Annotated in this window: 17 protein-coding genes; 3 read left to right on the forward strand and 14 right to left on the reverse strand. The window is 65.6% G+C overall.

Annotation, left to right across the window (positions count from 1 at the left end; genetic code table 11):
* Nucleotides 1-5: 5 nt before the first annotated feature.
* The 7 genes from xth to ACRYJK_RS06550 all read right to left on the reverse strand — a co-directional run bounded on the left by xth (nucleotide 6) and on the right by ACRYJK_RS06550 (nucleotide 6,790).
* Entirely contained in the window at nucleotides 6-776 is a 771-nt protein-coding gene (gene xth / locus ACRYJK_RS06520; protein ID WP_482666729.1) for an exodeoxyribonuclease III, read from the reverse strand.
* Between the two features lie 8 nt (nucleotides 777-784).
* The gene (gene erpA, locus ACRYJK_RS06525; protein WP_482666730.1) at nucleotides 785-1,114 is read right to left on the reverse strand and encodes an iron-sulfur cluster insertion protein ErpA; all 330 of its coding nucleotides are present in this window, start codon (nucleotides 1,112-1,114) and stop codon (nucleotides 785-787) included.
* An 80-nt stretch (nucleotides 1,115-1,194) separates the two neighbouring features.
* Nucleotides 1,195-1,941, reverse strand: a complete 747-nt coding sequence (locus ACRYJK_RS06530; protein WP_482666731.1) for a M23 family metallopeptidase — start codon at nucleotides 1,939-1,941, stop codon at nucleotides 1,195-1,197.
* Nucleotides 1,942-2,143: 202 nt separating this feature from the next.
* Nucleotides 2,144-2,611 (reverse strand): peroxiredoxin, encoded by a 468-nt coding sequence (locus ACRYJK_RS06535; protein ID WP_482666732.1) that lies wholly within the window; start codon nucleotides 2,609-2,611, stop codon nucleotides 2,144-2,146.
* The gene (gene glnE, locus ACRYJK_RS06540) at nucleotides 2,608-5,298 is read right to left on the reverse strand and encodes a bifunctional [glutamate--ammonia ligase]-adenylyl-L-tyrosine phosphorylase/[glutamate--ammonia-ligase] adenylyltransferase (RefSeq protein ID WP_482666733.1); all 2,691 of its coding nucleotides are present in this window, start codon (nucleotides 5,296-5,298) and stop codon (nucleotides 2,608-2,610) included. Before glnE ends, ACRYJK_RS06535 begins: the two co-directional genes overlap by 4 nt.
* A 4-nt stretch (nucleotides 5,299-5,302) precedes the next feature.
* Nucleotides 5,303-5,920 carry a sigma-70 family RNA polymerase sigma factor gene (locus ACRYJK_RS06545; RefSeq protein ID WP_482666734.1) on the reverse strand — a complete coding sequence of 206 codons (618 nt, stop codon included), beginning with the start codon at nucleotides 5,918-5,920 and terminating at the stop codon, nucleotides 5,303-5,305.
* A 69-nt stretch (nucleotides 5,921-5,989) separates the two neighbouring features.
* Nucleotides 5,990-6,790, reverse strand: a complete 801-nt coding sequence (locus ACRYJK_RS06550) for a response regulator (RefSeq protein WP_482666735.1) — start codon at nucleotides 6,788-6,790, stop codon at nucleotides 5,990-5,992.
* Between the two features lie 247 nt (nucleotides 6,791-7,037).
* Between ACRYJK_RS06550 and ACRYJK_RS06555 the strand changes: the two genes are divergently transcribed.
* Together ACRYJK_RS06555 and ACRYJK_RS06560 are read left to right on the forward strand one after the other, a co-directional pair.
* The gene (locus ACRYJK_RS06555) at nucleotides 7,038-7,289 is read left to right on the forward strand and encodes a NepR family anti-sigma factor (RefSeq protein WP_482666736.1); all 252 of its coding nucleotides are present in this window, start codon (nucleotides 7,038-7,040) and stop codon (nucleotides 7,287-7,289) included.
* A 74-nt stretch (nucleotides 7,290-7,363) separates the two neighbouring features.
* Nucleotides 7,364-8,944, forward strand: a complete 1,581-nt coding sequence (locus ACRYJK_RS06560; protein ID WP_482666737.1) for a sensor histidine kinase — start codon at nucleotides 7,364-7,366, stop codon at nucleotides 8,942-8,944.
* Here the strand turns inward: ACRYJK_RS06560 and tgt are convergent.
* From tgt to ACRYJK_RS06595, 7 genes are all read right to left on the reverse strand, one after another.
* Nucleotides 8,920-10,062 carry a tRNA guanosine(34) transglycosylase Tgt gene (gene tgt, locus ACRYJK_RS06565; RefSeq protein ID WP_482666738.1) on the reverse strand — a complete coding sequence of 381 codons (1,143 nt, stop codon included), beginning with the start codon at nucleotides 10,060-10,062 and terminating at the stop codon, nucleotides 8,920-8,922. The two genes, ACRYJK_RS06560 and tgt, sit on opposite strands and share 25 nt — an antisense overlap.
* Before the next feature lie 73 nt (nucleotides 10,063-10,135).
* Nucleotides 10,136-10,678: an outer membrane protein gene (locus ACRYJK_RS06570; RefSeq protein ID WP_482666739.1), complete on the reverse strand. Its 543-nt coding sequence runs from the start codon at nucleotides 10,676-10,678 to the stop codon at nucleotides 10,136-10,138.
* Between the two features lie 161 nt (nucleotides 10,679-10,839).
* Nucleotides 10,840-12,300, reverse strand: a complete 1,461-nt coding sequence (locus ACRYJK_RS06575) for a UdgX family uracil-DNA binding protein (protein WP_482666740.1) — start codon at nucleotides 12,298-12,300, stop codon at nucleotides 10,840-10,842.
* Complete coding sequence (locus tag ACRYJK_RS06580; RefSeq protein ID WP_482666741.1) at nucleotides 12,297-13,550, reverse strand: putative DNA modification/repair radical SAM protein; 1,254 nt, start codon at nucleotides 13,548-13,550, stop codon at nucleotides 12,297-12,299. The genes ACRYJK_RS06575 and ACRYJK_RS06580 overlap by 4 nt, the downstream gene beginning before the upstream one ends.
* A gap of 145 nt (nucleotides 13,551-13,695) precedes the next feature.
* Nucleotides 13,696-16,209 carry a TonB-dependent receptor gene (locus ACRYJK_RS06585; RefSeq protein WP_482666742.1) on the reverse strand — a complete coding sequence of 838 codons (2,514 nt, stop codon included), beginning with the start codon at nucleotides 16,207-16,209 and terminating at the stop codon, nucleotides 13,696-13,698.
* A 175-nt stretch (nucleotides 16,210-16,384) separates the two neighbouring features.
* Nucleotides 16,385-17,659: an ATP-dependent Clp protease ATP-binding subunit ClpX gene (clpX, locus tag ACRYJK_RS06590; protein WP_482666743.1), complete on the reverse strand. Its 1,275-nt coding sequence runs from the start codon at nucleotides 17,657-17,659 to the stop codon at nucleotides 16,385-16,387.
* A gap of 139 nt (nucleotides 17,660-17,798) precedes the next feature.
* Nucleotides 17,799-18,482: an ATP-dependent Clp protease proteolytic subunit gene (locus ACRYJK_RS06595; protein ID WP_482666744.1), complete on the reverse strand. Its 684-nt coding sequence runs from the start codon at nucleotides 18,480-18,482 to the stop codon at nucleotides 17,799-17,801.
* A 153-nt stretch (nucleotides 18,483-18,635) separates the two neighbouring features.
* On the opposite strand from ACRYJK_RS06595, the gene ACRYJK_RS06600 reads away from it, so the two are divergent.
* Nucleotides 18,636-19,262 carry an ATP-dependent Clp protease proteolytic subunit gene (locus ACRYJK_RS06600; RefSeq protein WP_482666745.1) on the forward strand — a complete coding sequence of 209 codons (627 nt, stop codon included), beginning with the start codon at nucleotides 18,636-18,638 and terminating at the stop codon, nucleotides 19,260-19,262.
* The last annotated feature ends 47 nt before the right edge of the window (nucleotides 19,263-19,309 follow it).

Genomic DNA, 19,309 nt, shown 5'->3' on the forward strand with positions numbered 1-19,309 from the left:
TCGCGTCAGGTGCGGAGTTGAACCCAGGTCGGCGCGTGATCGCTCGCACGCTCGCGTCCTCGGTGCGCCTTGTCCACCCCGGCGTCGGTCAGCCGGTCGGCAAGCGCCGGGCTGAGCAGCAAATGATCGATGCGAAAACCGGCGTCACGCTGCCAGCAACCTGCCTGATAGTCCCAGAACGTCCACACGCCCCCGCTCGGGAAACGGCTGCGCAGCGCGTCGGTCCAGCCCGACGCGGTCAGGCGCCGGTATGCCGCGCGCGATTCAGGCTGCATCAGCGCGTCGGACGCCATCGCTTCGGGACGGAACACGTCATCGTCAAACGGGATGACGTTGAAATCGCCGGCGATGACCGTCGGCCGCTCCTCCGCGAGAAGCGCGTCTGCGCGTTTCTGCAAACGCTCCATCCAGCGCAGCTTATACTCGAACTTCGGCCCCGGCACCGGATTGCCGTTAGGGAGGTACAGTCCCGCAATACGAACCCCCGCGACGTCCGCCTCGATATAGCGGCTGTGATCATCGTCCGGATCGCCCTCGAGGCCGCGCTGAACTTCGATCGGCTGTTCGCGCGCGAGGATGGCGACGCCGTTGAACCCCTTCTGCCCGTGCCACACCCCCTGGTAGCCGGCCTCCGCGACCTCGCGGATCGGCAGCGTCTCGTCGGTGGACTTCAGTTCCTGCAGGCACACCACGTCGGGCTGCGTTTCGCCGAGCCATTCGATCAGCCGCGGCAGCCGCGCCTTGATGCCGTTGACGTTGTAGGTGGCGATGCGCACGCGGTGGGTCAGGCGGCGAAGCTGGAGCCGCAGCCGCAGCCCGACGTCGCATTGGGATTGGTCACGCGGAAGCTCGCGCCACCAAGGTTTTCGACGAAATCGACCTCCGCGCCCGCCACCAGCGGCAGGCTGATGGGGTCGACAACCAGTTCCACGCCATCCGTCGCGGTCATCTGATCGCCCTCCTCCGGCCCTTCGTCGAGCGCGAAGCGATAGGTGAAGCCCGAACATCCGCCGCCATCCACGGCTAGGCGCAGACGTGCCGGCCGGCCCTGTCGGTCAGCAATTGCTGCGACGCGGCTGGCGGCGCTGGCGGTGAGGGTGGGGAGCGCGGTCATGTCCACACCCGACAAATAGAAACGCGCGCCACCTCAAGCAAGGCGACGCGCGTCGAAACTGGGAGAGGGGCGCTGCGATCTTATTCGCGCGGGCCGCCAACCGCGCTGCGGCCATGCCCGGCCGCTGCGACCATCACGCCGTCATCGGCGATGAAGGGGGTCGGGTTGACCGGAGCGCCGGCGATGCGGACTTCGTAATGAAGGTGCGGGCCGGTCGAACGGCCGGTTGAGCCCATCAGCGCGATCAGGTCGCCGCGACGCACGCGCTGACCGGGCTGCACGATGATGCGCGACAGGTGGCCATAGCGGGTCTGCAGCGACGTGCCGTGCTCCAGCTCGACGAAGTTGCCGTAGCCGTTGACCCATTGCGCACGGCCGACGATGCCGTCCGCGGTAGCGTAAATGGGGGTGCCGGTCGGGCCAGGAATGTCGATGCCGTTGTGACGAGCGCGGCGACCGTTGAACGGATCGTTGCGCACACCAAACATCGACGTCAGCGACATCGCATCGACCGGCTTGCGCGACGGAATGGCGAGCGGTTGCGCGGCCGGGCCATCCATGTTGCGCCAAGCCGAAAACAGCGTGCGGAATCGGGTGTCGCCGGAAGCGCCGCCATTGACCCGCTGCGCCAGCGTCGGGCTCGCCGCGACAAACGCCGCCGCCACGTTGTCGGCGCGACCCACCGCGGCGGCGGCTTCGGCGGTGTCGACGACGGTGTCGGGGCTGTCCATGTCGACCGGGGGGACGCTCGGCGCGCTGTTGGCGCTCGCCGCGGTGGTCAATCCAAGAAACGCCAGGGCGGTCAGTCGAAGGGTGGTCGCTCGCATAAACTCGTTCAGCCTTGCCATGCTGGAACCGTGGGAAAGCGCGATTCCAGGTGGGTTTCTGATCGGCCGATGTTTCGGTCCCCGCTCGGGAACCGTCATGCGAGTGAAGTGTTTACCGGGCAACTAACGCAGGTCAAAGCTGCGTCGAGTTGCGGTCGTCGCACGGCGAACCGTTCAAATGAGCCCATTAGCGGGCGTCGGCTCACTCTAACTCGCCTGCTCTGCAAGCTTCGAGCACCTCCTGCGCATGGCCTGCCACCCGGACTTTGCGCCAGATTCGCCGAATGATGCCCTTGGCGTCGATTAGAAACGTCGACCGTTCGACACCCATCGACGACCGCCCGTACAGCCTCTTCTGGACCCAAGCCCCCAGCGACTTAATGAGGGCGCCGTCTTCATCCGACACCGGCTCGACAGATAGCCCGCGTCGCTCCGCAAATCGGTCGAGCTTGGCAGGGGGATCGTTGGATACGCCAATCACCCGGACACCCAGCGATGCGAAGTCCTCACGCAGGCCGGTAAAGTCGAGCGCCTCCTGGGTGCAGCCAGGCGTGTCGGCGCGCGGATAGAGGAACAGGACGCAAGGTGTGCCGACGAGACTGGCCGTCTCGAATGCGGTCCCAGCACGGGTGCGCAGCGACACTGCGGGCAATGCTTCTCCAACGATCATGTCGCCTCCCTCACGTTTCGCCACCAGCGTGCGACCACGTTACGCGCCCAGTCGATCTCTCCAGACAGCGTCGCCCAGTCGTCGGCGCCCGCCGCGACGGCGATGCGGGCGCGGGTCGCTTCATCCGATACGTCGCCTTCGGGCGCCATCAAGCGCACCGCGACGAGCACGCGCGTCAGCCGCTGATGCGCACCTACGACGTCCGCGGGTGCAAGGCGGCGTTCGACCAGCGACGCCAACGCGTTCGACAGATCGGGCTCCGGGGGGGTGCGATGAACGATCTGAAGCACCTGCGCCGCGAATTCGGCGTCGATCAGCCCACCCGACAGGTGCTTCACGTCGAGCCGCCCGCGCGCCGATTTGTGCCGCGCCATCTCCTCGCGCATCGCCGCAGCCTCTGTCCGCACGGCAGCCACGTCGCGTGGCTTGCCGAGCGCATCGTCGATGGCGCGTTCCACTTGCTCACGTGCGGCGGCCAAGCCGAAGATCACCCGGGCCCGCGTCAGCGCGAGATGCTCCCATAACCAGGCCTGTTCGCGCTGATATCGCGCAAAGGCGCGGGTCCAAACCACCAGCGGCCCCTTCGCGCCCTCCGGTCGGAGCCGCGTGTCCACTTCGTAAAGCCGCCCAGCCGCGGTTGGTACCGACAGGGCGGCGATCACCCGCTGACCTAGCCGATTGAAATAGGCGGTTGCGCCGAGCGGACGCGGGCCATCGGACTCCGCGAGCAAATCGTCGGTGGTGAACAGCAGCACGATGTCGAGGTCCGACGCGTGAGTGAGAAGGCCGCTCCCGAGCCGGCCGAGCGCCAGGACGACCAGTTCCGCCCCGGCGATGCGCCCATGCGCCCGTTCGAATTCGGCGATGGTTGCCGCACACAGCACCTCGACCGCCGCCTGAGCCACGACCGCGTAACCGCGCCCGATCGCCAGCGCATCGGTCCGCGCCTCAAGCGTCTGTACCGCCAGCGCAAAGCGCTGCTCGGCGACGACCCGGCGCACCGTGTCGAGCCGCCGTTCATACCCTTCATCAAGCCCACGCGTCATCGCCTGGACGAGCGTTGCATGGTCCGGCGGGTCAAAGGCGTTGGCATCGATCATGGCCTCGATGAGCGTCGGGCGGATCGCCAGCTCCTGCGCCAACGGTGGCGCATGCGCGGCAACCGCGACCAATGTGTCGATCAGCGCGTGACGCGCGTGCAGCAACTCGATCAGGCCCAAAGCGCTCGGCATGCCCGCAAAGGTGCTGTCGAGCCGCTGGAGCACGCCATCCGGATTGTGCGCACTGGCCACACGCTGGAGGATTTGCGGGAGGACGCGTTCAAGCGCGTCGCGGGCAGCGTTGGAGCGGGTAATCCGCAGGCCACCCGAACGCCATCCTTCGATGCGGCGCGCAGCATCGGCGCAATCGACGAACTTCATCGCCGCCAGCATCGCCATCAAGGCGTCCCGCTCATGCGGCACGTGTTGATCAATCGCGTCTTCATCGTCGACCCCGCCAATATCGCGGAAAATCGCGGACACTCGCTCCGCATGCTGCGCAAGATCGGTGTAGAGCGCATCCGGGGCATCGCAGCCGGCGAGGATCGCCACATCATGCGCCTCTTGCTGATCGACGGGCAGCGCGTGCGTCTGGCGGTCGTCGCGCATCTGCACGCGATGTTCGACCGTCCGGTAGCGGCGATAGGCGCTCGCCAAGGCTTCGCCATCATCGTCGGAAAGGTGCCCGGCGACGCTCAGTGCGCGCAATGCGTCCAGCGTCGCGGGCGCGCGCAGCTGCGCGTCGCGCCCGCCGTGGATAAGCTGCAACGCCTGCGCCGCGAACTCTACCTCGCGAATGCCGCCGCGCGCCTTCTTGATGTCCCATCCCGGTCCGACCAAAAGCGTCGACCGGGCGTTTTCGCGGATACGGCGCGCCATGTCGCCGATGCGCCGCAACTGCCCGAAGTCCGCCGAACGCCGCCAGACGAAGGGCGCGATCTCGCGAAGGAAGTCCCGGCCCAATTCGATATCGCCCGCGCAGGCGCGGGCACGGATGAAGGCCGCCTGCTCCCATCCGACCGCCTGCGATTCATAGTAGGCGATCGCGCCTGCGACCGGCACGACGATTGGCGTCACTTCGGGCGTAGGCCGCAGGCGCAGATCGACGCGGTGAACATATCCCTCGGCCGTCCGCTCGGCGAGCAGCGCGACCCACCGTTTGGCGACGCGCAGCGCGACCTCCGCCGGGTCGCGCCGACGCACGGGCGGGAGGCGCTCGGCGTCGAACAGCAAGATCGGGTCGATGTCGGAGGAGTAATTGAGCTCGCGCGAGCCATGCTTGCCGAGCGCGAGGATGGCAAAACCGTGAGTGTCCCCGACGCCCGTCACTTCCAGCATGGCCTGACGCGCCGCCGCCGCCGAATTGCGGTCGGCCTCGTCACTGAGCGTGTTGACCACTTGCTCGAGCGACCATTCGCCGGCCAGATCCGCCAAGGCGACGATCAGCGCGACGCGCGAGCGCCGCCGGCGCAAGGAAGACGCAAGGTCGCCGTCCAGCGTCCCCGCTTGCGCCAGCGCAGCGTCCGGGCCGCGCTCCGCGAACAGCGGTACGATGTCCGGGGCTTGCTCAGCGACATGCGCGAGAAATGGCGAATGAGCGCGGGCACGCTCGATCGCGGCACCACGATCGAAGCGCGCAACCGACAACGCGTCAGCCCTCGCTGAGCTGGTCGACCTGTCCGAGGATACTGGTCATTGCGGCCGAACCGCCGAGATCGTCCGACGTCCGTTTCGGCAGTTCGCCGCGCGTGATCAGCGCTTCAAGTGCGGCGCGGCCGCGCGCGACGCGACTTTTGATCGTGCCGACCGCCACGCCGCAGATTTCTGCCGCTTCTTCATAGGCAAAGCCGCCGGCACCGATCAGGATCAACGCCTCGCGCTGCGCCGTCGGCAATTGCTGCATCGCACGGTGGAGGTCCGACAGCTCAACATGCCGATCCTGCGAGGCGGGTGCCGCGAGCGTGCGTTCCGCCGTCAGATCGTCCCACTCGCCGCGAAAGCGATTGCGCCGCATCTGCGACAGAAAGGCGTTGCGCAGAATGATGAAGGTCCACGCACGCATGTTGGTGCCCGCCTGGAACCGCTTGCGCGCGTTCCACGCCTTTAGCAGTGCCTCCTGTACCAGATCGTCCGCCAACTCGCGCGAACCGGCGAGGCTGCGCCCAAATGCACGCAGGTGAGGAATGACTTCGGCCAGCTGCGTGCGGAAGTCGTCATCGCTGAGCGATGTCCGCTCAACCTGCGGCGTCTCGTGCTGCACGCTTGTCAAAGGACTCGTCTTCCCCCTTCTCGACCGGCGGCTAGAGCATAACGCCGGCCCGTGACGGGGCCGTGACGGTCAGCTCGCCGGAACCGTCGCTTCGTCGAAGAACAGGGCCTGTGCAATGGTGGCCTTGAGCGTCGTCTGCTGGAACGGCTTGGTGATGAGAAAGGTGGGTTCGGCCCGCTCGCCCGTCAATAGCCGCTCGGGGAAAGCGGTGATGAAGATCACCGGCACGTCGACCTCGGCCAGAATGTCGGCCACCGCATCGATTCCCGAGCTGTCGTCGGCAAGCTGAATATCGGCGAGGATCAGACCCGGCTCGGATTCGCGTGCAAGCGACACCGCCTCGTCGCGCGTGACGGCAATCCCGACCACATCGTGACCAAGGTCGCGGACGATCGATTCGATATCCATCGCGATGATCGGCTCATCCTCGATGATAAGAACGCGCGAGCGGGTTTGGCGGTCGATTTCGCCGATGGCCTCCTGAATCAGGTCGTCCACATCGCTCTCGTCGACATCGATGATCCGCGCGATGTCGGCGTGACCGAAACCCTCGAGCGCCGACAGCAGCAGCGCCTGACGCGGCAACGGCGTGACCGATGCCAGTCGGGCGCGGGCCACGCCCTCGTCCCCGTCGGCATCGCGCCCCGTCGCCTCATCCCCCCGGTCGTCATGCGCGCTCGACCAGATGCGATGGAACAGCTCGAACAAGGCGACGCGCGGCGCGCCTTCGTCAAAATCGGCCGGCGCCTCGATGATCGTCTGCAGCGTTGCGCGGACGAAAGCGTCCCCGCTTGTCTGCGACCCGGTCATTGCGCGAGCGTAACGGCGCAGGAACGGAAGATAAGGAGCAAGCTTCTGACCGAGCGACATAAGAGGTCCTGTTCCAGGAAGACGCGGGTTCGGTACCTCACGCCCATGGTGATCGGCCCGGCGAGCGGGCAGTCGGGACCCTCCCTAACGACATTTCTGCGACACGCCAATTCCCCGCTGCGAACCTTCAGCAAGCCTCCCGTCGCGGGAAAAAATGCGGGAACGCTTTGGCGTCAGGAGTAGTTACCCGCCTACATAAAAGTTAGTAGCGCCAGCCATCGACCCCTTTTGAGGCTCTCATTTTCCTATGCCGGCTCACACTTCCACGCACTCCGACCCCGCTTCGCCCCGGCCCGATGCCGATCGGACGGGCGGTGAGGCGGTGCGTACCGCGGAGGCTGCGGCATCGAAGGCTGGCGCGTCTCCAAAGGGGCGAAGCTCCGGGGAGCGTGGCGAAGCTCTGGACCGCGTCGCGGCCTCGCTCCGCAACGCGTATGAGTCGACCGTGACGGAAGCGGTGCCGGACTCGATCCTCGATCTGCTTCGTCAACTGGATTGACTGGCCAAGCGCCGGGCGTCGGCGAAACTGCTCTGACCCCTCCCGGCCGGATTCCGCAGTTCAGAAAGCAGGTCGTGCGCGCGGTCGGGAAAGCGGGATCGAAAACCGCGCGGTGGCTGCTCGTCACGCTTCTGGTGGCGCTCGCGCCGGTGGGCCTTTTGTCGTTCATTGCAGCGTTGCAAAGCGCACTGGATAACGAACGTCAGCGGATCGCGACGATGACGCTGGTCGCTCAGCGGCAGGCCGCGATGACCGACCTGCGCTTGCGCGAGGACCGGGCGGCGATCGCGCGCGCGCTCGTCACCGCGGAGGCGGCTGGGGGCACCCTCCCGCAGATTGCACGGCTGGGGGTCGCGGCGGATCATCGATGCGTCATCGTCCAACGCACGCGACCCCCACGTGAAGGCGCACGCCTCCGCCTGGTCGATGGCGCAAGCGGGCGCGACCTCTGCACCGGTGAGGCAGGCGAGCAGCCGGTCACCGCCGACACGTTACGTATCGATGCCGCGCGGCAGGAAGCGGCCATTGCCACTCCGCTTGGCGGCGGTGCGCTGCTCGACACTGTTTACAGCGGCACAGCTCTTGAGATGATGGCCCCGGCGATCAACGCAGGCGCTCGCTACCGGTTGGAATTGCGCGCGGGGGAGGATCTGCTGTCGCTGCGCAACCTGCTTGGTGGGCCCCGGCGATTCACCGAACGTGGCCGGGCGGTGCAGATCCCCGGGACGGGTGGAGCAACGATCGTCGCCAGCTCGCCGACGGTCCTGCTTCGTCTCGACGTTCTGACGACCTTGCTGACCCCGCTCGCCATGTGGCTGCTTGCGGCGGGGATGGCATGGTTCGTCGCCGACCGCATTCTGCTCGACCCGATCCAGCGCCTATCCCGCCGTATGCGGGATTTTACCCCCGGCGAAGTGATTGCGGCTCCGCCGCCGCGGTTCATGAACGCGCCGGAGGTGCTCGACCTCGGTCACAATTTCGAGGCGCTCACGCGTGAGGTCGCGGACAGTCAGACCGAAATGGCGCAAGCGCTTAGCACGCAAAAGGCGCTGACCAAGGAGGTTCACCACCGGGTCAAGAACAACCTCCAGATCATCCTGTCCCTCATCAACCTGCACAGCCGTCAGCCTACGCGGTCAAAGCCGGCGCATGAGGTCTTCCGCACCGTCCAGCGACGGGTCGAGGCGTTGGCGGTCGTGCACCGTCATCTCCACGCCGAATCGGAAAGCGCGCGGGGCATCGATCTCGGCGCCATGCTGTCGGAATTGCTGGTTGGTCTCGGCGGCAGCTTGGCGATCTCGTCGAAGAATATGTTGACGATCGACGCGCAGACCGAGGTCGGGGTGGTTCAGGACGTAGCCCTTCCGGCGGCCTTCTTCGTGACCGAGCTGGTCGAGCTGGCCCATCTGATCGATGACACGGCCCCGACCCATGTCGACCTTGCGATGCGCGGTGCCGACGAGATTGCGCTGCACGTCACGAGCCGAGCGCTGGCCGGGCACGGCGGTGAGTTCGCCGAAGACCATCTCATCTACGACCGCGTGCTGACCGGCCTCGCGCGGCAGTTGCGGCGGGAGGTCGTGCGCGATGAAGAGATCGGGCGCTATTCGCTCACCGTGCCGACGGTGGTTCAATCGTCTCGGTCGGCCGCATAATAGTCGGACCGGAACTGCCGGACATAGTCGACAAATCGTTGCTGCTCGATCGCGGCTCGCATCCCGGCCATTAGCGACTGGTAGAAATGGATGTTGTGCTGCGTCAGCAACATCGCTCCCAGGATCTCGCCGCTGCGGACGAGGTGGTGCAGGTAGGCGCGGGTCCATCTCGTGCAGACCGGGCACTCGCAGCGCGCGTCGACGGGCTGTTGGCTTTCGGCATGCCGGGCGTTGCGCAGGTTGACCGGACCAAGGCTGGTAAAGGCCTGCCCGTTGCGACCCGACCGTGTCGGCAGGACGCAGTCGAACATATCGACGCCGCGCTCCACCGCACCGACCAGATCGTCCGGCTTCCCCACCCCCATCAGGTAGCGCGGCGCATCGGCGGGTAGCATGGCGGGAGCGCTGTCGAGAACGCCGAACATCGCCTCCTGCCCCTCCCCCACCGCAAGACCCCCGATGGCGTAACCGTCCAAGCCGATCTCCTGCAGCGCGTCCGACGATTCGCGGCGTAGCGCTGCATCGAGGCTGCCCTGCTGGATCCCGAATAGCGCCGCTCGCCCCGAGTGGGCGGCATCGCCATCGAACGCCTCGCGGGATCGCCGCGCCCAACGCATCGACCGACGCATGCTCGCCGCGGCCCGATCGCGGTCCACGCCAGCGGGTGGACATTCGTCGAACACCATGACGATGTCCGAGCCCAGGCGGCGCTGGATGTCGATCGAGCGCTCCGGGGTCAGGAGGTGACGCGACCCATCAAGGTGCGATCTGAACTCGACACCATCTTCGCTCTGCCTGGTCAGCGCGGACAGGCTCATCACCTGATATCCGCCGCTGTCGGTCAGGATGGGGCGATCCCACCCCATGAACCTGTGCAGCCCGCCGAGCCGCTCGAGCCGCTCCGCCCCGGGCCGCAGCATGAGGTGATAAGTGTTGCCGAGGATGATGTCGGCGCCGCTCGCCCGTACTTCATCCGGGCGCATTGCCTTGACCGTCGCCGCGGTTCCGACCGGCATGAAGGCGGGCGTTTGGATCGAACCGCGCTGCATGTGGATGACACCGCGGCGCGCGGCACCATCGGTGGCCTGGACGGAAAAGCTGAAGCGAGGGTTGTTCACGCGCCGCCCGTAACGAAAAGGGGGCGGTGTCGCCACCGCCCCCTTCCAATCTGGCGTTGTCGCGCTGACGAGATCAGAACTTGAAGATCAGACCCGCCGTCCCGCGAATGGTGTCGAAGCCGAGCGTATCGACGCCGACCCGCACACTCATGCCGCCGAGGCGGGCACCGCCGAATTCAACGCCGGCGCCGACCAGATAATCTCCGCCAGTCGTGTCGAGCGTCGCGGGCGGCGTCGGCAGGATGTCGCTCACATCCAGCTTCACCCACTGATACCCGCCGCGCACATAGCCCTGGCTGGTTTCCGAAAGCGGGAACGCGAGGCGGCCGGCGACGCCATATTCGTTGTCGATACGACCGGTGCCGACATTGAAGTTGCCTTCGACACCGACCTTCACAGCCTCCGACAGCGGGAAGTCGACACCCCCGACAACGCCGAAGATGGCGCCTCCGGTCGAGATATCGTAGTTGCCGAGCTCGTCGCCGCCGTCGAGCTCATGGTAGCCTCCGGTGACGCCGAGATAGGGCTGCGCCGGCAGGGGGGCGGTCTGCGCCGAGGCGGCTGTCGCGCCAGCAAAAGCAGCGACGGTGGCGGCAAGAACCGTGAGCTTACGCATCGAAAATCTTCCTTGTGTTTGACGCCCTTGTCGGCGCCGACGGCCCCGGACATGGGTGGCCGACCCTGAACGACAAGCAACAAGCGGCGAATTTCGTCGCAACATCGCGAGACATTCGACATTGATGCGAAGCTGCAACGGTTTCTGTCGATGCGTTCAGCTTAGGCCGCCAGTTCCAGCGCGATGCGATGCGCTGCGGCCAGGTCGTCGATAAACCGCCGCCGTTCTTCCGCCGCAACATCCCGGTCGGGCAGACGCAGCAGGTAGCTCGGGTGCACGGCGATCCGCGCTACTGTACCGTTGGCGAGGTGGTGCGTTTCGCCACGGCTGCGCGCGATCGTCACAGGCTTCCCCAGCAGGCTTCGTGCCGCACTGGCCCCAAGCGCGAGCACGAGGCGCGGTCGCACCAACTCCAGTTCCTGATCGAGCCACCAGCGGCATGCGCTAATTTCATTGGCGGTCGGCGTCTGGTGAATGCGCCGCTTGCCGCGCACGGTGAAGCTGAAATGCTTGACCGCGTTGGTGATATAAAGCCGTCCGCGATCAATCCCGGCTTCCGCCAGCGCATCGTCGAGCAACTGTCCCGCCGGCCCGACGAACGGACGGCCCGCCAGATCCTCCTGGTCGCCCGGCTGTTCGCCGACAAGGACCATCGCCGCGTCGATCGGACCTTCGCCGAACACCAGTTGCGTCGCGTTGGCGTGCAGCGGGCAGCGCGTGCACCCTCTCGCCTCCTCCCGCAGCGCCGGCCATGCGGCCGAACTGTTGCTGAGTTCGGAGTCTGGACGGGTTTCGAATGCCATTTTCACGCTATCCATCTTCGCTGCGGACGCATCCAGCATCGACGCCGACCGCGCCTGCGCTCCCGCGATCAGTTCCGGGATGAGGCTCGTCTCCGGCATGTTCGCCCAATATTTCTTGGGCATTTCATTCAGCATGGCCTTCACCTTGACCCGCGCCGGGTTGAAGATGCTGGCGTAATAACGCCGCCACGTGTCCTCGACCGGGTCACCGTCGGGCGCATCCCCCCGAACCGCGCCCGGCCCTTCGCTCAATCGCTCACCGTCCCAGTGCAGCGACAATTCGGGCGTCAGGATCGACCAGCGCATCGCGGCGAAGCGGTTGACGAAGAAGCCGGCGTTGGCGCGCACGATATGATGCTCCGGCTCGAACCAGGCGACATATCGCTGGCCGCCATCATCGCTCTCCACCGCGCGAAAGCGAACGAATGCGTGCATCTTGTGAATGTCCCGCCGCACCGATTTCGACAGAGCCTCGATCCGCGCAACCAACGCATCGGCGCGATCGTCGAGCCGGCGCGCGCGGGCCGCGAGATCGGCGATGAGCCGGTGACACAGAACAAACCGTTCAGCGTCCGAATGCAAAAGCGCGGTCGACACAAGCGCAAGCGCGCCCTTCGGCACGGACAGCGCCGCCGGTTCGCGCACGGGTTTCAGGTCGACACCGGCGCTCGCGAGGAGATCGCCACCGCCCTCCCCCACGACCCAGCGGATACGCTCGGGTGCGATGCCGCGCGCGATGGCGCTGCGGACATGCGCGCGCCATCCGTCGACATCATCTTCGTCCGACAGGCGAGCGACGTAGGCCGCTTCCGCCGTCACGCGACGAGATCGGTAAATGCGTCGAGCTGAACCGCTGGCGGGCGCACGAAGGCATCGAGATCGCTGCGATCGGCCAGCAAGGTCGGTCGCCAGTCGGCGGTGACGATAAATGGCCGCAGCTTCTTGATCGATCGGCTGATGCGCGCGACGTCATCCATGCGCAGCCGACGATCCCGCCGCGCGGCAATGATCGCGTTGACCGCCTTCGGCCCCAGTCCGGGAACACGCAACAGCATCTCTCGCGACGCGCTGTTCACGTCGAGCGGAAAGATATGCCGGTTGGCGAGCGCCCAAGCGAGCTTCGGGTCGATGTCGAGCGGCAGCATGCCCTCCCCGTCGGTCGCGGCGGCGACCTCGGTGGGGGAAAAGCCATAGAAACGCATCATCCAGTCCGACTGGTAGAGGCGATGTTCGCGCATCAGCGGCGGCGATTTGAGGGGCAGCACCGTGCTCGCGTCCGGGATCGGCGAGAACGCGCTGTAATAGACGCGCCGCATGCCGTGACGGCGATACAGCGACTCCGCCGTCCCGATGATAGTCGCGTCATTGGCCGCATCGGCGCCGACGATCATCTGTGTTGACTGCCCCGCGGGCGCGAATTTTGGCGCGTGGCGATAGCGTCTGCGCGCGTCGCGCGTGTCGGTGATCGCCTCCGCCATCCCCGCCATCGCCCCGTCGATCTGCTGGGCATCCTTGTCGGGCGCGAGCTGCCGCAGTCCGCCGATCGTCGGCAGCTCGATATTGATCGACACGCGGTCCGCCCACAGCCCCGCCTCGTGCACCAGCTGGGGGTCGGCGTCGGGGATTGTCTTGAGGTGGATGTAGCCGCGGAAGCCATGGTCAACGCGTAGCGCTTTTGCGACGCGAATAAGTTGCTCCATCGTATAGTCCGACGAGCGGATGATGCCCGACGACAGGAACAGCCCTTCGATATAGTTGCGGCGATAGAAATCGAGCGTCAGCGCGACCACTTCTTCCGGTGTGAAGCGCGCTCGCCGCACGTTGCTCGATTTGCGGTTGATGCAATAATGGCAGTCGAAAATGCAGCTATTGGTCAGCAGCAGCTTGAGCAACGAGATGCACCGTCCATCCGGGGCATAGGCATGGCAGATGCCCGCCCCGGTCGTCGAGCCAATACCCTTTCCGTCGCGGCTGTTGCGTTTCGATCCGCCCGAGGACGCGCAGCTCGCGTCATATTTCGCGGCGTCGGCGAGAATCTCCAACTTCTCCGAGAGCGAAAGCTGCGCCATTCGTACCATATATGTTCACGGCCGCCCCCTGTCGAGGCGACGTGCCAATAACATCCTCGCCGACCGCTGCGTTCCCGGGGGCCGAACGGAAAAAGGGCGCCGGAGCCAAGCTCCGACGCCCCCCTTATTCTTGCGATCGAGCGGATCAGAAGCCGATCGAAAGCGTCGCGCTGACGGTCCGCGGGGCACCGATCTGAGCGTTCGGGAAGCTCGTCTGATAGAGCCCGCCCTGGTAGCTGCCGACGTAGAGCTCATCGAACAGATTGTAGACGTTGAGCTGAACGAACGTCCGCTCGAGGCCCCACTGCGCAAGGCTCAACCGCGCGTCGAGGTTCACCAGCCAATAGGGGTCCGTCGCCGCCGGATAGACCTGCTGCGAAACGTTGTTGATGACCGCAATCACCGGCACGTTGGTGTCGAACAGATAGCGCTCACCCGTGCGCTTGGCGGTCACGCCGAGCTCAAGCGGACCGAGGATGCCGCGCGCCGTCGCACCATAGGTGTAGACCGGCGCACCCGCTTCACGCTTGCCGGCCGTCGGCGCGAACACCGGCTGGCCGTTGACGGTGCCGATGCGAATATCTTCCTTGATGTCCGACCACAGGTACGAACCGAAGGCGTAGAGGACGAGGTTCGGACTGGGCGCGAACGACACCGACCCGTCGAGGCCATATTTGTCGACGCGGCCGAGGTTGCGATACACCGTCCGCTGCGTTTCTTCGTCGAACGCCGAGGCGAGACGGTTCTCGTAGCGCGTGTACCAGCCCGACAGCTGCGCCTGCACCCGGCCGCTGCGATAGCGCAGGCCGAGGTCGAAGTTGTCCGACGTCTCCGGCTCAGGCCGCGCAGCATCGCTGTCCGGCGCAAAGAAGAAGCTGTTATAGAGCGCGTCCGTGCCCGGCACCTGGATGCCGCGCGAATAGTTACCGAACAGGCTCAGCGCGTCGGTGAGGTCATAGGTGAGGCCGGCGTTGGGCAGCACCGCGCTATAGTTCAGCACGCGCTGCTGCGGCCCCTGCACCGTCGGGTTAAGGCCCGCGTAGGTCGCATTGCGCGCATTGCCTTCACCGAAGCAGTCGACAAAGCCCGAATCCGACGTCGTGAAGCAGTAGTTGTTCAGCTCACGCCGGAAGAACGGCGCGCGCAGACCGAGGTTGACCACCAGCGGACCGAACTCGCCGCGATATTCGCCCGCGATCTGATGCAGAATGGCGTAGGACAGACGGTCACGCTTTTGCAGCGTGGCGCCAGTCACGTCAGTCAGCCCACCATTCACCGGGAAAACGTCGAGCGGCTCGCCGTTGACCTGCAGGCCGCCGACCTCGCCGGTCTGGCGGTGACGCGCGCGATCCCACGAATAGGCGAGGCGCACCGTGTGCTCGTCGTTGATGTCGTAGCGCAGGCCCGCGATCACGCCGTAACGATGCGTCTGCGTCTGGCTCGGCGCCAGCAGCGTCACTTCGTCGAGCAGGTCACCGTCGCCATTGAGGTCGCGCCCGAAATAGGGGCGACCGCGGACGTAGCCCGTCACATTCGTGATCGCACCCGCGGCAGGGTCGACATCGGCGACGCCTTCACGCGCGGCCACGGTGCCGCCGCCGTTCGCCTTCACATACTGGTAGCTCGGGTCGACGGTCAGCGTGAACTGGCCGAAGGTGAAGCGCGACGAACCGCGGATGTTGCCGGTGTTCGACGGATTGTAGCGACGGTCGAATTCGGTGCCGCAGCTCGTCGCCGCGTCGGCAACGCCGGGGCGCGCCGCAACGAACGTCGAGCACGGGAAGTTGATGTTGTACTCACGCTCGTCGTTGGTGAGCGGGAAGCGGTTGCCCGAACCCGCACCGACGACGCGGTTGGCGTCGAGCCGCAGCGGCACCGAACCAAAAAAGTTGTTGCGGTTCTGGTTATAGTTGCCGGCGACCGAGATGAAGTCGCCCTCGCCGCCGATCGGCTGCCAGATGCGCGCGTTGAACTGCTGCTTGTCAACGCGGCCGTAGTTGTTGAACGGGTTGTCGTTGGTCGCCTTCGACGCGGCCACGAACATGCGCGTGCCCCACGGCGTGAACTCGCCGAGCTCGAGCTTCCCGAACACGCGGAAGAAATTATATTCGCCGATCGAGGCCGACAGCATGGCGCCCAGCTCTTCGCTCGGCACGATCGTGCGATAGTTGACGGTCGAACCCGACGCGGCGGCGGTCGGGCTGTCGACGTCGGTCGAACCGAGGTTGACGTTGACCTGCTCGATCAGCTCCGGATCAAGCTGCTGGTTCGAATAGATCGCATAGTTGCCCGAATCGTTGAGCGGCACGCCGTCGAAGGTCAGGCTGATCCGGTCCGCCGAAAAGCCGCGGATGGTCAGCTGGCCGCCCGACGAACCATAAGCGTCGTTGTTGGTGAAGTTGACGCCCGGAACGACGTTGATCGTGTCGAGGATCGTCTGGCCGGGGTTCTGCCGTTCGATCGTCTCCTGCGTCAGGACCTGCTTGGCCTTGGTCGTGTCCGGGGTGATGACGCCGCCCACGCCGCGGTCGGTGCGGCTGCCGGTGACGACGATCGCATCATCCTCTTCGAAATCGACCGAGCCCGTCGACTGCGCAAACGCGGCGCCCGGGACCATCAGCGCAGCGAATGCAACGCCGCGGAACAACATGCTTTTCATCGTCAAACCCCTGTTGGCCTGTGCGCCACTGGCGCCGGCGATCTCGCGTGAAGACCCAGTCCCAATCGGCGTGGTATGTTATGATTCGTGGACGCGCCTGAGCGCCGGACCCGCCTTTGGCGCGCCCGTGCGTCAGTTATGTTACAAAATCAAGTCCGCAGCGGAACTCGCCGCGTCAGGCGGCGTTTTCGGCGCCCTCGCGGCCGTGGTCCGCAAACACCCGGATCGGCTCTTTGCGCCCTTCGACCACGTCCTTGTCGATGACGACTTCGCTCACCCCGTCGAGCTGAGGCAAATCGAACATCGTGTCGAGCAGGATCGCTTCAACGATCGAGCGGAGGCCGCGCGCGCCGGTCTTGCGGACGATCGCCTTGCGCGCGATCGCGCCCAGCGCGTCGTCGGTGAAGCTGAGCTTCACATCTTCGAGGTCGAACAGCTTGGCATACTGCTTGACCAGCGCATTGCGCGGTTCGGACAGGATCTGCACCAGCGCCGCCTCGTCGAGATCCTCGAGCGTGGCGATCACGGGCAGTCGCCCGACGAATTCGGGGATGAGCCCAAACTTGAGCAGATCCTCCGGTTCGACGCTCTTCAGCGTCTCGCCCGTCTTGCGCTCCTCCGGCGCGGCGACGTGCGCGCCAAAGCCGATCGACTTCCCCTGCATGCGGTCGCCGATGATCTTTTCGAGCCCGGCAAAGGCGCCGCCGCAGATGAACAGGATGTTGGTCGTATCGACCTGGAGGAATTCCTGCTGCGGATGTTTGCGCCCACCCTGCGGCGGGACGCTCGCAACTGTCCCTTCCATCATCTTGAGCAGCGCCTGCTGCACGCCCTCGCCCGACACGTCGCGGGTGATAGACGGATTCTCGGCTTTGCGGCTGATCTTGTCGATCTCGTCGATGTAGACGATGCCGCGCTGCGCCTTCTCGACATTATAGTCGGCGGCCTGCAGCAGCTTGAGGATGATGTTCTCGACATCCTCGCCGACATAACCCGCTTCGGTGAGCGTCGTCGCGTCGGCCATGGTGAAGGGCACGTCGAAGGTGCGCGCCAGCGTCTGCGCCAGCAACGTCTTGCCGCACCCGGTCGGCCCGACAAGGAGGATGTTCGACTTGGCGAGCTCGACCTCGTCGCCCCCCTTGCCGCTGTGGTTCAGGCGTTTGTAGTGGTTGTGCACCGCCACCGACAGCACGCGCTTCGCCGCGGCCTGTCCGATGACATAGTCGTCAAGAACCTCGCAGATTTCGCGTGGGGACGGCACGCCACCGCCCTTCTTGGCGGGACCGCTGCCCTTGGCCTCTTCGCGGATGATGTCGTTGCAAAGCTCGACGCATTCATCGCAGATGAAGACGGTGGGTCCGGCAATCAGCTTGCGGACCTCGTGCTGCGATTTGCCGCAGAAGCTGCAGTAGAGCGTCGACTTGGAGTCGCTGCCGCTGATCTTGGTCATTCGAACCCTTCGATGGCGTGCGAAGCCGGTTGTGGCACGGCCTGAAGCCTCACCATACCCCCGAGCGCCTTAACATTGTCATGGCAGGATATGCGCGTGTCGTCCGGGCCTCGCAACCCCGACGCGCCCGCCCCGCCCCTCAGCTCGTCGACTTGTCCGCCTCGGGTGCGGGGGTGACCGGCGTGATATCCGCGTTGGCAGGACGCTGGTCGAACACCTGGTCTACAATGCCGAACGCCTTCGCTTCCTCGGCCTCGAGGAAGGTATCGCGGTCCATCGCCCGTTCGATATCTTCGAGGCTCTTGCCGGTATATTTGACGTAAAGCTCGTTCATCCGGCGACGAATGCGCAGGATTTCCCGCGCCTGAATCTCGATATCCGAAGCCATGCCCCGAGCGCCGCCCGAAGGCTGGTGCACCATGATCCGCGCGTTGGAGAGCGCGATGCGCATCCCCGGCTCGCCTGCCGCCAGGAGGAAACTCCCCATCGACGCCGCCTGCCCGATGCACACCGTCCCCACGCGCGGACGGATATATTGCATCGTGTCGTGGATCGCCATGCCGGCGGTCACCACGCCGCCCGGCGAGTTGATATACATGTAGATGTCGCGCGTCGGATTCTCGCTCTCGAGAAACAGCAGCTGCGCGACGATCAGCGACGCCATATTGTCCTCGACCTCGCCGGTCACGAACACGATCCGTTCGCGCAGCAGGCGCGAGAAAATATCGAAGCTGCGTTCGCCACGGCTCGACTGTTCGATGACGATCGGAACGAGGGCGTTGGTCAGCGGCGCAATTGCGTCGCCCGGAAACATCGGGGTCATGAAAAGTCCTGGCAGTGGAACCGCGGCCTATATCGGGCCGCGCTCGCCCCACGCAAGGGGGCGCCGGTTCGCGCGCCGGGAGCCCGCCCTCCCCCTTGATCTTACCGGCGCAACCGCCGACCTAGCATCCATCCACTCAGCGGAGACTTTCCCTTGATCCACGACCGCCCGACCCCGTTCCGCCTCGACGATCCGGAGCCGGAAACCGACGTCGATCGCCCGAACCCGGTCGGCACGCCGGCGCTGATGGCAAAGTTTCTCGAGGCGCGGACGGTGTTGATCTTTGGCGGGATCGATCAAAAGCTGGCCGAGCGCGTCTGCACGCAGCTCCTGTACCTCGACCACATCAGCCACGAACCGATCAAGCTGCTGATCAATTCGCCCGGCGGGCATGTCGAGTCCGGCGACACCATCCACGATCTCATCCACTATATTGCGTCGCCCGTGGCGGTGGTCGGGACCGGATGGGTTGCGAGTGCCGGGGCGCATATTTTCCTCGGCGCGGCCAAGGAGCGGCGTTTCTGTCTGCCCAACACGCGCTTCCTCATCCACCAGCCCTCGGGCGGGGCGGGCGGGCGCGCGACCGATATCGAGATTCAGGCCAAGGAAATCATCAAGATGCGCGAACGTTTGGCGCGCGTCATCGCCGATGCGACCGGTCAGGACATCGAACGCGTGCGCAAGGATATCGACCGCGATTACTGGATGAGCACCGAAGAAGCGATCGACTATGGCATCCTCGGCAAGGTCATCCGTTCGGTCAGCGAAGTGACCTTCTAGGTTTTTCAATCCGCATGAAAAAAGGCCCCGGCGCAAACCGGGGCCTT

The sequence above is a fragment of the Sphingomonas sp. BLHR8 genome (assembly GCF_056821725.1).

Bases quoted from the DNA above. Each gene is read 5' to 3' on its own strand.
- erpA (WP_482666730.1), bottom strand. From the start codon at position 1,114: ATGACCGCGCTCCCCACCCTCACCGCCAGCGCCGCCAGCCGCGTCGCA.
- ACRYJK_RS06530 (WP_482666731.1), bottom strand. From the start codon at position 1,941: ATGCGAGCGACCACCCTTCGACTGACCGCCCTGGCGTTTCTTGGATTG.
- ACRYJK_RS06535 (WP_482666732.1), bottom strand. From the start codon at position 2,611: ATGATCGTTGGAGAAGCATTGCCCGCAGTGTCGCTGCGCACCCGTGCT.
- ACRYJK_RS06550 (WP_482666735.1), bottom strand. From the start codon at position 6,790: ATGTCGCTCGGTCAGAAGCTTGCTCCTTATCTTCCGTTCCTGCGCCGT.
- ACRYJK_RS06555 (WP_482666736.1), top strand. From the start codon at position 7,038: ATGCCGGCTCACACTTCCACGCACTCCGACCCCGCTTCGCCCCGGCCC.
- ACRYJK_RS06570 (WP_482666739.1), bottom strand. From the start codon at position 10,678: ATGCGTAAGCTCACGGTTCTTGCCGCCACCGTCGCTGCTTTTGCTGGC.
- ACRYJK_RS06580 (WP_482666741.1), bottom strand. From the start codon at position 13,550: ATGGCGCAGCTTTCGCTCTCGGAGAAGTTGGAGATTCTCGCCGACGCC.
- ACRYJK_RS06585 (WP_482666742.1), bottom strand. From the start codon at position 16,209: ATGAAAAGCATGTTGTTCCGCGGCGTTGCATTCGCTGCGCTGATGGTC.
- clpX (WP_482666743.1), bottom strand. From the start codon at position 17,659: ATGACCAAGATCAGCGGCAGCGACTCCAAGTCGACGCTCTACTGCAGC.
- ACRYJK_RS06595 (WP_482666744.1), bottom strand. From the start codon at position 18,482: ATGACCCCGATGTTTCCGGGCGACGCAATTGCGCCGCTGACCAACGCC.